16 protein-coding genes and 1 rRNA gene are annotated in these 16,305 nt (G+C 32.0%); 16 read left to right on the top strand and 1 reads right to left on the bottom strand.

The window, feature by feature from the left end; all coding sequences use genetic code 4:
* Positions 1-39: 39 nt before the first annotated feature.
* The 5 genes from ABWU82_RS02370 to ABWU82_RS02350 all read left to right on the top strand — a co-directional run bounded on the left by ABWU82_RS02370 (position 40) and on the right by ABWU82_RS02350 (position 4,804).
* Positions 40-1,422 (top strand): hypothetical protein, encoded by a 1,383-nt coding sequence (locus ABWU82_RS02370; RefSeq protein WP_353289900.1) that lies wholly within the window; start codon positions 40-42, stop codon positions 1,420-1,422.
* 82 nt (positions 1,423-1,504) lie between these two features.
* Positions 1,505-2,308: a tRNA 2-thiocytidine biosynthesis TtcA family protein gene (locus ABWU82_RS02365; protein WP_353289899.1), complete on the top strand. Its 804-nt coding sequence runs from the start codon at positions 1,505-1,507 to the stop codon at positions 2,306-2,308.
* Positions 2,309-2,433: 125 nt separating this feature from the next.
* Positions 2,434-3,666 carry a phosphoglycerate kinase gene (locus tag ABWU82_RS02360; RefSeq protein ID WP_353289898.1) on the top strand — a complete coding sequence of 411 codons (1,233 nt, stop codon included), beginning with the start codon at positions 2,434-2,436 and terminating at the stop codon, positions 3,664-3,666.
* Positions 3,667-3,713: 47 nt separating this feature from the next.
* Positions 3,714-4,421 carry a purine-nucleoside phosphorylase gene (deoD, locus tag ABWU82_RS02355; protein ID WP_353289897.1) on the top strand — a complete coding sequence of 236 codons (708 nt, stop codon included), beginning with the start codon at positions 3,714-3,716 and terminating at the stop codon, positions 4,419-4,421.
* Between the two features lie 68 nt (positions 4,422-4,489).
* A complete protein-coding gene (locus ABWU82_RS02350; protein WP_353289896.1) occupies positions 4,490-4,804 on the top strand; it encodes an HU family DNA-binding protein in 315 nt (104 codons plus the stop codon).
* 34 nt (positions 4,805-4,838) lie between these two features.
* Here ABWU82_RS02350 and ABWU82_RS02345 read toward each other — a convergent pair whose 3' ends face one another.
* Positions 4,839-5,312 (bottom strand): Holliday junction resolvase RecU, encoded by a 474-nt coding sequence (locus tag ABWU82_RS02345; protein WP_353289895.1) that lies wholly within the window; start codon positions 5,310-5,312, stop codon positions 4,839-4,841.
* 137 nt (positions 5,313-5,449) lie between these two features.
* Here ABWU82_RS02345 and efp point away from each other — a divergent pair, with 137 nt between their 5' ends.
* The 11 genes from efp to ABWU82_RS02290 form a co-directional block, all read left to right on the top strand.
* On the top strand, positions 5,450-6,016 hold the full coding sequence (gene efp / locus ABWU82_RS02340) for an elongation factor P (RefSeq protein ID WP_353289894.1): 567 nt from the start codon (positions 5,450-5,452) through the stop codon (positions 6,014-6,016).
* Positions 6,017-6,018: 2 nt separating this feature from the next.
* Positions 6,019-6,339 (top strand): hypothetical protein, encoded by a 321-nt coding sequence (locus tag ABWU82_RS02335; protein WP_353289893.1) that lies wholly within the window; start codon positions 6,019-6,021, stop codon positions 6,337-6,339.
* Complete coding sequence (locus tag ABWU82_RS02330; RefSeq protein ID WP_353289892.1) at positions 6,332-6,763, top strand: transcription antitermination factor NusB; 432 nt, start codon at positions 6,332-6,334, stop codon at positions 6,761-6,763. Before ABWU82_RS02335 ends, ABWU82_RS02330 begins: the two co-directional genes overlap by 8 nt.
* On the top strand, positions 6,763-7,500 hold the full coding sequence (locus tag ABWU82_RS02325; protein WP_353289891.1) for an RsmE family RNA methyltransferase: 738 nt from the start codon (positions 6,763-6,765) through the stop codon (positions 7,498-7,500). Before ABWU82_RS02330 ends, ABWU82_RS02325 begins: the two co-directional genes overlap by 1 nt.
* A gap of 1 nt (position 7,501) precedes the next feature.
* A complete protein-coding gene (locus ABWU82_RS02320) occupies positions 7,502-8,098 on the top strand; it encodes a hypothetical protein (RefSeq protein WP_353289890.1) in 597 nt (198 codons plus the stop codon).
* Positions 8,085-9,404 (top strand): tRNA (N(6)-L-threonylcarbamoyladenosine(37)-C(2))-methylthiotransferase MtaB, encoded by a 1,320-nt coding sequence (gene mtaB / locus ABWU82_RS02315; protein WP_353289889.1) that lies wholly within the window; start codon positions 8,085-8,087, stop codon positions 9,402-9,404. Before ABWU82_RS02320 ends, mtaB begins: the two co-directional genes overlap by 14 nt.
* A gap of 373 nt (positions 9,405-9,777) precedes the next feature.
* Positions 9,778-12,048 (top strand): hypothetical protein, encoded by a 2,271-nt coding sequence (locus ABWU82_RS02310; protein WP_353289888.1) that lies wholly within the window; start codon positions 9,778-9,780, stop codon positions 12,046-12,048.
* 48 nt (positions 12,049-12,096) lie between these two features.
* Positions 12,097-13,266, top strand: a complete 1,170-nt coding sequence (locus ABWU82_RS02305; RefSeq protein ID WP_353289887.1) for an iron chelate uptake ABC transporter family permease subunit — start codon at positions 12,097-12,099, stop codon at positions 13,264-13,266.
* Positions 13,267-13,270: 4 nt separating this feature from the next.
* Positions 13,271-14,620: an iron ABC transporter permease gene (locus ABWU82_RS02300; protein WP_353289886.1), complete on the top strand. Its 1,350-nt coding sequence runs from the start codon at positions 13,271-13,273 to the stop codon at positions 14,618-14,620.
* Between the two features lie 3 nt (positions 14,621-14,623).
* Complete coding sequence (locus ABWU82_RS02295; protein WP_353289885.1) at positions 14,624-16,000, top strand: ABC transporter ATP-binding protein; 1,377 nt, start codon at positions 14,624-14,626, stop codon at positions 15,998-16,000.
* A 217-nt stretch (positions 16,001-16,217) separates the two neighbouring features.
* A 16S ribosomal RNA gene (locus ABWU82_RS02290) occupies positions 16,218-16,305 on the top strand; the annotation flags it as partial.

Genomic DNA, 16,305 nt, shown 5'->3' with positions numbered 1-16,305 from the left:
ATAATATATAATAACAATATTTTAATAAGGTGTTTTTTTATGAGCAAAAAAGATAGTAAAAAAGCAAAAAAAGTTGAAGATAATGCTTCAACAAGTCCTAACACGGCTTCTAATGCTTTTTTGAGACAAATGAAACAAAACATCCAACAAAAAATGAAAACAGATCAACGTAAAGACGTTGATTTAGAAGCAATTAAACAACAAGAAATTAAACAACAAGAAGAAGAAAAGGCGAAAGAAGTAGAAAAGAAAGGTGTTAAAGTTTCTAAACCTTACAACAAACGGGTTAAAGAAGAAGCATCTAACTGAAAAGAAATCCTTAAGAGAACAGCTTTAGGTGGCGTAAGTGCTGCTTGTTCTGTTGTACCTGGATCATCTTCTACTGTTTTAACTGCAAGAACTCCTCAATTACATGACAAGATGACTGAAAGCTTTGCTGCTTTATTCAAACCAAGAAGTGCAATTGATTGATGATGAAATTTCTTGTGAATGTTACCATTTTTAGTGGTGTTTATTTTAGTATTCGTATTAGCTTACTACATTTACTTTAAGATTCAACAATCTGGTTATGGCATCTCAATGGTGTTCTTATTTATTGGTATTTCAATATTTACTGCCCCATTGATTTACTTTATGACAAGTTCACGTCCTAAATTTGCTATTAATCGTCAAGAATTTTATGACCAAAGAGATGAAAACAAAAAACCTGGTATCGTGTGATTATTATTCGTATTAGGTTTCTTCTTAATTATTGGTATTGCGTTTGTAGCTAGATTTGCATGAGTACCAAACTCATTCCCAATTTCTGCGCCAGCATTAAATTCTGTAAGCAGTATTCAAGGTGTTGAAGGTATTGATTTGAAAACATATTCAGATTTATACAGTCACCAAATTAATACAGCATACGCATTCCAAATTTTATTTGCTTCATTCTTATGCGGTATTTGCATGTTAATTCCTGGATTATCTGGTAGCTTTATGCTTGGAGTTTTAGGAAGTAACGGTGATATTAATGCGGCAATTTGATACGGTTTCCATGGATACACAACACCGGGTGTTGAAGTATCAGCTAACTGAGCATGATCTACAATTATTATTTCATTTATCGGTTGCTTCTTGGGAATTGTAGCTTCATTATTCTTTATTAGATATATGAAGAGAACGTTTGAAAACGGTTACAAAGCCTTAGTATTAGGTATGTACTTCGCTTCAATGATTGCAATCTTTATTGCAATTTCAAACTCAAACTACTACATTTTAGGTCACAACAAAAATGTTTTAGGATGTTCATTAGGTTTATTATTTGCTTCATCAGTACCTGCATTCTTATGAATGGTCGTATGACAAAGATTAGGATTTGTAGACATGAAGTGATTAAGATTCGTTGGAACAAGTAAATTTAGAGTTAATTTAAAAAAATAATCTAAAATAGAGATATTAAGAAAAAGTAATTTCAAAATTACTTTTTCTTTTTTATCTAACCATAAAAACACAAGAGGAATTTATGAGAACTTTATTAGGTAATATTATTCAAGCTAACAAAATCTTCAAGATGATTGAAGATGGCGACAAAATTGCTGTCGGAGTATCTGGCGGCAAAGACTCAATGGGGCTATTATTTGCTTTAGCCTTATACAAGAGACGTTTAAAAGAACAATTAGGATGAAATATCGATGTAATTGGTATTCACTTAAAAATGAACTTATGCGCAATTGACTATGATCCAATTATTGCGTACTGAGAAAAAATGGGTATTAAATTTGTCATCCAACCAACACAAATGGGTGAAATTTTAAGAGACCATATGAAAAAAGGTAAGATTCAATGTTCATTATGTTCAAAAATGAAAAAAGCTATTTTAATTGAATCTGCAAAATCTTATGGCTGCAATAAAGTAGCTATGGGTCACCATGCAGATGATGCGATTGAAACTCTATTCATGAACATGATTAATGAAGGTAGAATTGCAACCTTCAAACCAAAAATGTACTTAAACAAAACTGAAATTACATTTATTAGACCGTTAATTTTAGCAAGAGAAAAAGACATTAAAAGAGCGACAAAAAAATTAGAAATGCCAATCGTACCTTGTGGCTGTCCAATGGAAGGTTTCACACAAAGAGATAGCATGAAAGAATTGTTGCAATCACAATTCTACGACAAACTAAAAACTAAGTCTTCATACGAAAACTTCTTTATTTCTTTAATGAATGGTAAGGAATGCAGCTTATGATTCATGGATGAAGACAAGAAAATCATTAATGAAGATTTAAGAGAAATGTGCAAAAACGATGGTAAAGTGGCTTAGTTTTGCCCCTTGTGCTAATCTATGTACTGAGAAATAAAAAACAAAATATAATATAAAGATATGAAAACTAAGATTTCATAATCAATAATTTTCGTAACTAAAAATTTAAAATCGGTAGGAAAAATATGCAATACAATAAAATTTTAGTAAACCAACTATACGTAGAAAACAAAGTTGTATTCTTACGTTTAGACTTAAACGTTCCTGTAATGAACGGAAAAATCACATCATTCAAAAGAATTGATGCAACTATCCCAACAATCGAATACTTACTTGAAAAAAACGCAAAAGTAGTTATTCTTTCACACATGGGTAGAGTGAAAAAATTAGAAGACGTTACTTCTGGAAAATTATCATTAGAAATCGTAGCTAGAGAATTAGCTAAGAAATTATATGGTAAAGCAAACCAAGTTTCATTCATTGGTGCTAACAAAGGTAAAGTTGTTGAAGAATCAATTTCTGAAATGAAATCACGTGATGTTATCGTTTTAGAAAACACTCGTTTCAACGACATTGACTTAGAAGGTAACAAAATTAACTTAGAATCAGGCAACGATGAAGAATTAGCAAAATACTGAGCTGGTTTATGTGATGCATTCGTAAACGATGCATTCGGTGCTGCTCACAGACAACATGCTTCAACTTTTGGTATTGGTAAATTCCAAAAGAACAACGCTATTGGTTTCTTAATGCAAAAAGAATTAGAAACTTTAAGTGAAGTTACTGACGAACCTAAAAAACCATTCGTAGTATTATTCGGTGGTGCTAAAGTTAGTGATAAATTAAAAGCTGTTAGATCAGTAATTGAAAAAGCTGACAAAGTTATTATCTCTGGTGGTATGGCTTACACATTCGCAGCTGCTAAAGGCTTCGATGTTGGTTTATCATTAGTTGAAAAAGACATGATTCCAACAGCTCAAGAATTAATGGCTGAATACGCTGATAAATTATCAATTTCATGCGACTTTGAATGTTCTCCACAATTCGAAAACATCGAACCAACTTACAGAACACAAGAAGAAGGTATGAAGGGATTAATGGGTCTTGATATCGGTCCTAAATCTATCGAATTATTCAAAAACGACATTGCAACAGCTCAAACTGTTTTATGAAATGGTCCTATGGGTGTTACTGAATTTAGTTACTACGAAAAAGGTACTAACGAAATTTGTAACGCAATCGCTGAAAGAACAGAACAAGGTGCGTTTACTGTAATCGGTGGTGGTGACTCAGCTGCTGCTGCAGAAAAATTAGGTAAACAAGATTCATTCAGCTTTATCTCTACAGGTGGTGGGGCTTCATTAACTCTAATCGAAGGATCAGATTTAATGGGTATCGCTTCAATCAACGATAGATAATAATTTTCAAAGTTTATAAATGTTAGGAATAGAAAGAGGTTGTTAAAATGACTCCACACAATAGAGCGAATTACGGAGAAATCGCAAAAGTAGTATTAATGCCTGGAGACCCCTTACGGGCAAAATGAATCGCTGAACATTTCTTAGAAGATGTTAAGTTAGTAAACGACGTGAGAGGTATGTACTGTTTCACAGGAACATACAAAGGAAAAGAAATTTCTGTTATGGCTCACGGAATGGGGATTCCTTCAATTGGTATTTACACTTACGAATTGTTCAAATTCTATGATGTAGATACAATCATCAGAATTGGATCTGCTGGTTCTTACGTTCCAGAAGTTCAAGTAAATGATGTAATTTTAGTAAGTGAAGCCTACAGTGATTCAACTTTCGCTGAAGGATTAGGAATTAAAGCTGATAAAGTTTTAAAAGCTAACCAAGAATTAAACGCTTTAATTGAAAAAACAGCAAATGAAGAAAACATTGCTTTAAAAGTTGGACGTTGCAATAGTGCTGATGTGTTCTATTCAGACGAAAAACTAGAAACTCTTGTCTCAAAAACTCAAGCTGTTTGTGTGGAAATGGAATCATTTGGCTTATTTGCAAACGCACAATTGCTAAACAAAAAAGCCGCTACATTATTAACATGTAGTGATTCATTAGTAACTGGTGAATCATTAGACGCAACTTCAAGACAAACAACATTTAAAAACATGGTAACTTTAGCTCTAGATTCAGCAATTAAGTTACTATAAAACACACATAAAAAAATTACTATATAATACAACTATATAGTTCTAAGAAAACATGAGGTACTACTCTAATGAGTAATATTGAAACAATCAAACCGATGACACGTGAAGAAATGGCTGAAAAAATTTCTTTAAAAACTGGCTACTCTAAAAAAGAAGTTAAAGAAATTATGACAGAATACGAAAACGTAATGTTATTAGACTTAGCTACAAACCACGAAACAAAAGTTGGTCCTATTGGAAAAATTAAAATTTCAGAACGTTCAGAACGTAAGGGTATTAACCCAGTTACAAAAGAACGTGTAATTCTTCCAGCTAAATTAGCACCAAAGTTTGTATTCAGTAAAGGTGTCAAAGAATTTGTTGCAAACAAAATTAAAAAATAGAAGTACACTTCTTTAACAAGAAAATAGAAACAGGTTAAACTGTTTCTATTTTTTTAATGAAATCTAGTCAACCTGGGAAATAGAGTTCTAATGGCTGACTGATTTGTTTTAATTCTGTTTCATAAATTCTTTTACTATGCGAATTATCTTGAAAGACAGCTCACAACCTTAAAAAACTTACTAAATAAAAATGCTCTGTTTTTTGGAAGAAAATAATTAAATAACTAAGACCTTGCATATGTTGTACCAATTGTAAATACTCTATCTGATGTGGTAATAATTGGTGATAACTAAAAAAATCTTGACTGGTCTGTTTAGCTTCTAAAGCGATAAATCGTCCTTGATACACACCGTAGTAATCAACATCACATTTACTTTCTAAATAACCAGTGACTTCAAGGTTATGAACTGACCGAATTCTAATAGGCACTGGTTGTTTTCGAAATAACGCAATCTTGTGATTTTCGTAATGTTTAATGCTGTTATTAATTATGGTTTCGAGATACATTCCTCGATTTTTACTAATCTTCATTTCATAGTAAAATAATGATGGTAATTTTTAATTTACTTCTATAAGTAATAAAATTCCCCTTATAATAATAGAAATATTGACTTAAAAAACGTTTTTAAATAAAAGAGGTAATTATGGCAACAATTTTTCAAGCAAAAGAATTACGTCCTGGACATACTTTTATCTACAAAGATAACTTATTCCAAGTAATCGAAAATTCATTCAACAAAACAGCAATGCGTGAAGGTATTGTTAAATGTAAAGTTAAAAACTTAAGAACAGGTGCAATCACTGTTGAAGTTTTAACTGGTGAAAAAGTAGAACAAGCTCCAATCGAAACTAGCAAAATGACTTTCAGCTACGACGATGGTAACAACTTTGTATTCATGAACAATGACACATTTGAACAAGTAGAAATCCCTAAAGCAAAATTAGAATGAGAAAAGAACTTCATCACTGATGGAACTGAAGTTTCAATCATGAGATATGAAGGTGAATTATTAGGTGCTTCATTACCTGATCAAGTTTCAATTCAAATTCAAGAAGCTGAAGAAGCAGTACAAGGTAACACAGTTCAAAACGTTACTAAAAAAGCTTGATTAGTAACTGGATGAGAAATTTTAGTACCACAATTCATTAAGAGTGGTGAAATGGTATTAATTAACACATCTGACGGTCGTTACGTTGGTAGAGCAAAATAATTATGGGTTCTAACGGACAACAAGTAATCTGCTCTAATAAATATGGTGAAATATTTATTAGTAGCGAAGATGTCAAGAATTATATGGTTAAATATTTGGATTTCATGATTGATGATGAAAGAATCCAAATTGATGTAATTGACATTATTTCACTATCTAACCAAAAATTTGTGTTTCAAATGATCATCAATTTATTGGATGATGAAACCATTGAATTAGCTAAAATCGATCATATTCGTGATTCATTGGATATTATTTTTAGAAACCACTTAGGCATCTCATTCGAAAGTATTAATATAGGAGTTAAACATTTACATGATTAAAGACAAAAACAACGAAGGCCAAACTTCAAATAAAAAAAGTGACTTAACTCCACAGTGAGAACGTAGAGTTAAGACTTTCAAATTTATTTATAGTTGTCTAATTAAAGATGATGATGCTCAAGTAGCGAAAGCTGAAGCATTCAACAAGTATGAATTTGACAGTGAGCAACTTTCTTTAATTGAATATTTTTTAGATAATAAACAAGAAATTATCAATAAATTAGAACATGAAATGCCTAGTAAATGAACTTTTGATCGTTTAAACTATGTAGATCAAGCCATTTTACTAGACGCATGTGCAGAAACTAAAACCTGATTAACTGACAAAGCAATTATTATTGACCAATCAGTAATTACTGCAAAAAAATACTCTGATAAAGATTCTTACAAATTTATCAACGCTATTTTAGAAAAGGTTTTATAGTGCAAAAAGTTTTTGCTAAAAGATTGAAAAACGATACTTTTAGCCTTTTTGAAGATGATGAAAATCACTTAATAAATGTTTTAAGAGTCAAATTAAATGATCAAGTTATTTGTATCTTTGAAGAAAAGAAATACTTAACTGAAATCATTCAATTTGACCCTTTATTAACTAGAATTGTTGAAGTTATTCCTAACGACGCTGAATTCAATAACTTAAGTTTAGATTTATTCCAAGCGGTCATTAAGCCTAAACATATGGAGTGAATTTTAGCCAAAGCCACAGAACTACAAGTGGATAATATTATTCCAGTAATGTTTAACCGTAGTCAAAAAACTAATTCAATTAAATTAGACAGAATGCAAACCATTGTTTATACAGCGGCTAAACAATCTAATCGTAATATTGTACCCACTGTCAGCGAAACGATAAGCTCTGCCGAAATGATCGCTGCAGCCCAACAATATGATTTGGTTGTAATTCCGTACGAAAACGAAAGTGGAATTCATATTGGTGAAGCTTTAAGACAAGAAGTGCAAAAGCTACAGAATGTTGCTGAGCCTAAAATTGCAGTTATTGTTGGTCCTGAAGGTGGCTTTAGTAACACCGAAATTGAGAGTTTAAAAACTCAACCCAATGTTGTTTTAGTTGGTTTATCCAAAACAATTTTAAGAAGTGATACAGCATCATTTTACGCTTTATCAGTTATTCTAGATTTCTTATTAGAACAAGGTTATTAATATGAAAGCCTTTCAAAACAAAAACCATACTTTGTTTGGTTTTGTCAATCTTATTGTTGCCTTCTTATCTTGTCTAATCGTGTATGTCCCAATGGGGTTGTACATTAGTAAATATCACGAAATCAGTGCAAGTAGTAATTTAAACACAGTCAAAGACTGGTTAAATTTAGCACAACCGGGCTACTTTAAAGGTGGCTCACTAGCATCAGCATTAATTATTACTTTTATCCTTTCTTTCCTCACAATTGGCGCTTGTTACTTATGATTTAAAAGTTTACAAAACCGTAGTAGTGAAGTAGACATTCCACAGCAAGCCTTTTCTGCTGCTAAATGAGTAGGTATCTTAACAGTAATCATGATTATTTGCTTACTGATTTCATTCTTTATTGGTTGATTAATGCCTGTTCAAACTGAACGCGACTCAATAGATATGGCTAAAACAATCGCTTTTAGAAGAATTGTTTTATACGCAGTGTTAGGTACTCTTTTTAGTGTTTCTAACATCTTGGTGTCTGTCGTGGGTATTAGTTACATCCAATTAAGAATCTCTCACGCCAATTTAATTTCAGGAGAATCTCATAGTCATGAAAATCACTAATTTTTCTTGCTTGAAAACCTTTTCAATTATCACTTTAGGTTGTAAAGTAAACACTTATGAATCTAACATTATCCAAAACGATTTGTTAGCGAACGGTTTAATCCAAGTACCGTTTGAAGAAAAAGCGGATTTATACGTAATTAACACATGTAGTGTTACAAACGCGGCAGACTCTAAATCAAGAAACATGATTAGAAGAGCAAGTAAAATGAATCCTGATGCAATCATCGTCGTTTGTGGTTGCTACTCACAAGTAGCAAGTAACGACTTGAAAAAAGATTTCGGTATTGACATTTTATTAGGTAACAAATACAAAAATAACATTGTTGACGTAATTAACGAATACGTTAAGAGTGAAGAACAAATCTTGGTTAAAGTTGACAACTTGTTATTAGAAAAAGACTACGAATCAAGTACGATTGACATTTACAAAGACAACACCAGAGCCTTTGTAAAAATTCAAGACGGTTGTAACTTCATGTGTAGTTACTGCATTATTCCCTTTACACGTGGTAGACAACGTTCAAAATCATTTGAAATTATCTTAAAAGAAATTCAAATTTTAGTGGAAAACGGTTACAAGGAAATTGTGTTAACAGGGGTTAACACAGCTGGTTACCAATTTGAAGATAAAGTCTTCTATGATTTACTAAAAGCTATTTATGAATTACCAGGTAATTTTAGAGTAAGAGTCTCATCTGTGGAACCGTTCCAAATTTCTGACGAAATTGTGAAATTAATCGCGGGTAACCCACACAGATTTGCACAACACTGACACATCTGTTTACAATCAGGTTCTGATGCTGTTTTAGAAAAAATGAACAGAAAGTACAAAACAGCGCAATTTAGAGAATTAATCCAAAAAATTAAAGCTATCAACCCAAGAACAGCTTTCTCAACTGACTACATTTGTGGTTTCCCAACTGAAACTGATGCAGACCACGAAACCTCATTAAATTTCTTAAGAGAAATCGGTTTCTTCAAAATTCACGTATTCCCTTACTCACAAAGATCTTACACTCCAGCCGCAAAGATGAAACAAGTCTTAGCAATTACTAAAACTAACAGAGTGCAAGATGTGATTAAATTATCAGAAGAATTATTAAACCAATATTTAAAAACGTTCATAGGTCAAGAAGTGGAAGTCTTATTTGAATCAGACCACTTCGGTGATGTTTACAAAGGTCACTGTAGCGAATATTTCTTAGTTGCTGCTAAATCTGACCACGACATCGTAAACCAAATTAAAAAAGTCAGAATTACAAAAGTCATCATGGGCGAAGCTCTTGGTGAAATCATCGAATAATTTATATAACTCAAAAATCTATCTCTTTAAAGGGGTAGATTTTTTCTTCTACTAAATTTAGCAGTTGGAGCACCAAAAAATCTACAATTTAAAGCGGTTAGTATTTTTTTAAAAGCAATACTAACCGCAAACATCAATACATAAAATAACCACATATCTCTCTAAAACACTAAATTTTAGAGTAGCCTCACATCAATTACAAATCGCTTATTTTTAGCGATTTTTTTCTATCTCAAAAAATGTTATACCATTTACACAAATTTTCAAGCGACAAGTATTAGTATTTAAGAGTTGATATTTATATTTGTAAAAAAATATCAACTTTAAAAAATTTTTTAAAAGTCTCACAAAAGTCAAGAATTAGATATTTATTATGAAAAAATCTTTATCGAATTTTATTAAAATCGGCTTACCTATTTTAGCCGTCGCTGGTATTGCTACAGCGTTACCAGTAGCATTAACTTCTTGTAGTAACCCAGATGCAAGTAGTTCATCTGCAACTTTCAATTTCCAAAATAATTTAAAAATTAATGGATCAAAAGATACTTCAAATATTTTCTCAGCTAATAAGCATAACAATGTAAATCTTGCTGACATGGCAGCTGTCGTTAATGCTAACGAATTAAATTACATGTACAATACATTAAACAGTTCTGCTATGAAACCATTCATGCAATGATTACATACTAAGAAAATTTTAGTCGTAGACGGCCAAATTCCTAACCCAAAATGAGTTAGAGTACCAACGGACGCTCCAAATAGTGATACAGCTAAAATTCAAGCTATCCAAAACGACTTCGTTTTAGATACACCAACAATTTACTCAACTTTATATTCAGCTCCAACTAACAGAGAATTACCTGGTTTCGGTATGCAAATGGCTTTACCTTCAAATCCAGATAATTTAAAAACTTTAGAACAATACTGAAAAGGTCAAATTGTTGCCACAACTCCTGGTAAAACTAGTGCACCGATTTTCCAAGCTATGGAAGCAAGTGCTGATATCGTGTTATATGTTTATCCTGGTACATCAACATGAATCACTCCAACATTGGCTGAACAAGCTTTAAAACCTTTATTAACAACTAACTCACAAAAGAACTACACTAAAGCTATTATTCCTGTAACTTTAGCTCAAGGTTTTGACTCATTAAACTCTCCTATCGGTATGCTTTACCTATTCTCTTCTTTAATTAATGGTCAAGCTTACAAACAAAGTGCTGACGGTGTTTGAACTGCAAACAGTTCAGAAAACTGAGCAAACTCATTATCAAGTTTATACATTGCTGAAAATGCTTCAAGCAAAGACCCAACAGTAAAAGCTGCAATTGATGCCATTAACGCTGTTAAACCATACTTCACAATTGAAGAAACATTTGGTTTAGACATGGCTAAATACGGTTACTGTGAAGAAGGCAAAAAAGCTGTCTTCCCATTTGCTGAAAAATACATTCACACATTAATGGATGAAACAAAAGGAAGTTCTAACCATAGAACATTATCTGCATACTTTAATGATACAAGTATGTTATTAGCTTTAGGTTTCACACCATACTACTCAACATACATTATTGACCCAGGTACAGCTCACGGTAATGCAAGATTAGAAGCTGGTATTATCATGCCAGGATATATTCAAAATATTTATCCAAATTTAATTTCTAAAAATAAAAATAATGTTGGTGATGGTCAAACTTTCCCATTATTACAATCAAGAACTGGTATTTGACAACACCACGTTGAACCAAATGTTGCTCAATTAAGAGCTGATAAAGTTGGTACTGTTTTAGCTGATGACTGATTAATGCCAAAAACAGCTACAATTTACAACAATGGTACTCCACAAGTTAACCACATTATTTACAACACTCAAGGTGACTATACAACAAACGGTCAAATCTTCTATACAAAGAACGATAAATCTGCACAACACAATACTGGTACAGCTATTACAAACCAATCTGTATCAAACTCTGGTTTTATGCCTAAGAATTTAATGAACTTACAATCATTTATCAGCGGTAAGAGTTACTGACAATGATGTTATGACAACTCAACAACTGGTATTTCAACAGACCGTGGTAATATTGCTGATGATGACTTCCAAGGTTTCCAATGATTCGCTAACCAATTAGAAGCTATTCAAGGTAACGAATTCCAAGTTCCTAAGACTTCATTCATGTTCCAAGATAAATTAAACGGTATCACTACTTCATTAGATGCAGCAACAATCGCTAAATATGCAGCTTATTCTTGAAACGTGGCATCAGTTCAAGCTCAAACTGTTGCAGCTTCTGCTCAACAACCGGTAACTGACTCACCAAAACAAAGTGATTCAAAATCACCAGTAACAGGTAACAAGGATAAAACAAAAGATCAAAACCCTGTTGTAAAAAAAGAAACTGTAAATAAACCAGGTTCTGAAACAAGCGGTAAAGGATCACACACTGATTCAACAGGAACAAAAGGACCAAAAGTAACAGGCGACCAAAGCAAAGGAAAACCTGTAAACGTTGATCAAGGTAAAAAAGATCCAAAGCCAAGCCAAGCAAAAGATGCACATGGCAAAACAGATTCTGGCGTATCTGGTTCAGCTGCAGGTGCAGCTAACAAAAATCAATCTCAAGCAAATGCAAGAGCTTAGTAGATAATTTAAATATCATCTAATTAGTAAATTGAATGAATTGTACTAATGGATAAAACACTAAATTCTAATAATTCTGACAAAAATTTAAATCATCACTTCTCTTCGCTTGAGTCAACCAGTAAAGAAAATAATTCTCTTGACCAATTAGAGTCATTAGAATTAGCTTCTGATGGTTCTCAGTCAGGGGCTAGTAAAACCCAAGTTTTACTAAACACAAAGCCAAAAGCTTTTAAAAATATCAATCGTAATGTAAAGCAAAATTGAATGATTACCATTTTCTATACTTTGTTTGCATTACTAACCATCTTATTTTTCTGCATAGCAGTTTATTACGATTTTGCTAACCACAAATGAAACTCAACTTATTTAGAATCTAACTTAATCATGCAATTTGAAATGACAATTGCTGGTGTTGGTATTGGAGTGGTTGGTGGTGCTTTACAAGCGACTACTAGAAATGACTTATCAGGTCCAACAACCTTAGGTTTCATGCCAGCTATTATTTTAGGTATTTATATTCCGATTTTGGCCAATGAAACTAGTCCTTCACCATTCTGAAGTTCAATTGGAGCTAAGTTCTTATTCTCAATTATTTTTGGTATGGTTTTATTACTAATTAACTTCTTGTTAACTAGACGTACTAAAAACTTAAAAAATAACTATGTTCCACTTTTAGTTGGTTTCGCTATTGGGGTTATTATTGCAGTTATTTGTACAATCGTCGATAACTATAACGTTGCTATTCAAACTAGTGGCTACACACCAAATGGTATTTGGGGTGGGGTTCAAAAAATTAGTTATCAAGTAGGATTTATCGAATACGGTGCACCATTAACTCTTATTCCCGCAATTATTATTGTTTGTTTGAGTAAATACTTAAACTTGGTGGAAAAAGACCCAACTTTAGCAAAATCTATGGGAGTTAATGTTGAATTAATTTACTGAGTAGTCGGAATCTTATCAGTGATCATTATTGCTGCAAACGTATTAATGGTCGGAAGTATTCTATTACTTGCCATCGTTGCTCCTCACGTTGCAAGAAAATTATTTAGAACAACTAACTATTTAGTTATCTTGCCTTTCTCAATCTTGGTTTGCATGATGTTACTAAACTTATCTAACCTTGTAACAGAAGCTGATACTACTATCGGTATCAACTTAGTGCCAATTTTATTCTGTGCTCCAGTATTCGTTGTTTTATTAAAGAAAAGATAATTTTATGACTGAAGAACAAAAAGAAACTTCAATCACAACAAACGATTGCACGAGCTTTAATGTTAGCAACCAAGATAACCAATTTTCCGAAAAACATTTTTCTGAAACTTATCAAAAACTCTTAACCGAAATTGAAGGTTTAGGTCTTGATTCTAAACCTGGTTCTCAAACTCAAGTCTCAAACTCAACTAACAATAATGAACTGACAACTAAATCAGTTTATGAATCATTATTAGAAGAAATCGATTCTATCGATGTCGCTTCAGAACAAGTTAAATTACAACAATTAGAAGATACTGAAACAACCGATCAAAAAATTGAGTTCACTCCTAGTGAATTATCAAAAAAAATTCTGACTGTTAATTTACAAAGAAAAAGATTTAATTTAAAAACGGCAATTATTTTTGCGTGTTTAATTGTTTTAACAATTGCTGTCTTCATGATTACTGTATGTATTTGACCTTCATTAGGTGAAGGTGAAACCGTTTCAAGTTTTAGTAACGGTTGATTATTACAAGAATCTAAACTACCAGGAATTATTGTAGCTGCCATTGGTTTATCATTAGGTGGTTACATCGTCCAACAAGTTACACAAAACAGATTAGCTGATACTAGTATTCTAGGTATCTCAACGGTCAATATCGTTTTATTAGTTATTGTCTACGTTGCAGGAGCCGGAACTACAATGGCTTTCCAAAACGCTCAACCTTGAGTGTTAATGTTGGTGTCAATTTGTACTGGTTTATTAATCTTTGCGTTGTCTTACAAAAAAAGACAAAACGTTTCTACTAAATTCGTTTTAGCCGGAATTATTATTAACTTCTTGTTTGTTGGTTTTGGTAACACTTTCATGAACCAAACTTACGCAAACAGTCCTATCTTCTTATTAGAACCTTACATGGATGGTCAATTACCATTACCATCATTAACACCATACGAATTCTATTCAGCTTTAGCAATGGTTTTATTTGCTTTCTGTTGAATGGTGATTGTGGCCAGAAGATTCTTTGTGTCTAACTCTAACTACATGATTGCTAAATCATTAGGGGTTAACCCAACTTCAATTTACTTCCAAGCTATTATTATTGCATCTATTTTTACTGCTTCAGCTTTCATCCTAGTTGGTAACATTACTTTCTTAGGAATTGCGACAGGTAACATTGCTTTCTTCTTGTTCAAGAAGAAACCGATTTCAGGTTTATTTGGCTCAGTTTTAGCTGGTGCATTATTCATGATGTTCTCTTACTTTGTTGGTAATAACTGTATTGGTACAACATTTGTTCCTCCATCTGAATTAATTCCACTAATTGTGGCACCGATCTTCATCTTATTAGCTTTAAAAAAAGGTAGATAATCTATGAAATTGAAATTCAATTTAAAAAAGAAACAAGAAGAAGTGGTTGCAGAAAACAATAGTAGCGATAAAAACTTTGTAGTTGAAGATATTGATATTTCTTATGGATTTAACAAAAGAATTATTAAAGATTTAACCTTCGAAGTGAATAAAGGAGATTTCTTATCAGTTCTTGGTCCAAACGGGGCTGGTAAATCAACTTTAATTAAAGCACTTTGTAGAATTCAACCTCCTTCAAAAGGATCAATCCTTTTTGAAGGCAAACTAGTTCGTAAAGAACATCCGATTAGTTTCTATCCACGTTTATTTGGAATGTATTTTAAAAAATACACTTCTTTCATGGAATCAGAACAAAAAATTCAAAAAAATATTAGTAAATGAACGCAAAAAATTGCTGCCATCGAAAGTAATGAACATTACAAACCAACTAATATTTTCCAAAAGTTTCAAGTGGCATTAACTTTTAATAAAGCCAAGAAACAAGAATGAATTGATTTTTATAAAGAAGAAAACATTGGTAAATTAAACAAGAAAATTTGTTATGCCGAATCAATGAAAAATATTACCGAAATCATTGATAAAGAAAAGAAGTATTTCAAAGAAAACCGTAATTTAAAAGCTTTTACGTCCACAGAATTAGCAAAACGTTTAGCTTATGTTCCCCAAATCTTAGATTTCCCAAGAGATATTAAAGTTTATGACTTCGTCAAATTAGGTAGATTCCCTCACCAAAAGTTAGGTATGAATCCGAAAAAAGAAAACGAAATTATCATGAACGCTTTAGACATTGTGGAAATGACTAATTTCTCTAACACTTATCTAGAAGACTTATCTGGTGGTCAACAACAAAGATGTCTAATCGCAATGGCGTTAGCCCAAGACACAGATACAATTGTCTTAGACGAACCTACAAACCACTTAGACATTAAATCACAATTAGAAATTGTCGATTTATTACACATGTTGAACCATAAGTATCACAAAACTATCATTTTAGTTATTCACGATTTAAACTACTCTATTAGATACGCTAACAAACTATTAGTCTTACAACATGGTGAAAAAGTAGCCTTTGGTAACGTTTACGATGTGATGACTGAAGACCTTGTTAAAAACTTCTTTGGGGTAAACTCAAAGATCAGTTTAAATGAAAGAGGCAAGAAGTATATCGAATACTCTTGGTTAGATAATGAATACGATAGTACTTTAGATTTAAAAGACCTAAAGAGCAAACTAGAAAGTACAGCATTATTAAGTAAACAAGCTAGAGAAAAATTGAGTGAAATTGATAGTTTATTATTAAAAGAACAATTAACTCAAGAAGAACATGATTTATTACGTAACAAGATTTTTAAAAAATTTAATTTATTAACCGAATAATTCATAAAGATAACAGAAAACTCTCAACCAAAATTGAGAGTTTTTTTGTACACTTTTTTACTATATATAAATAAGAAGAAAAAGAGTTTTTGCGAAAAGAAAAATATTTTAAAAAAAATTAAAAAAAATGTTGACTTTCTTTTTAAAAAGAGCTATACTTATACAGTTGTGTTAATCGCAACAGTTAGTTCTTTGAAAACTTAATAGAATCCGTCAATTTTTTGAGAGTTTGATCCTGGCTCAGGATTAACGCTGGCGGCATGCCTAATACATGCAAATCGAACGAAGCACTTGTGCTTAGTGGT

Source organism: Ureaplasma ceti, assembly GCF_040369755.1.
Classification (GTDB): domain Bacteria; phylum Bacillota_I; class Bacilli_A; order Mycoplasmatales; family Mycoplasmoidaceae; genus Ureaplasma; species Ureaplasma ceti.
The sequence above is the reverse complement of the archived record's forward strand: the minus strand, read 5'-3'. Positions and strand labels throughout refer to the sequence as shown.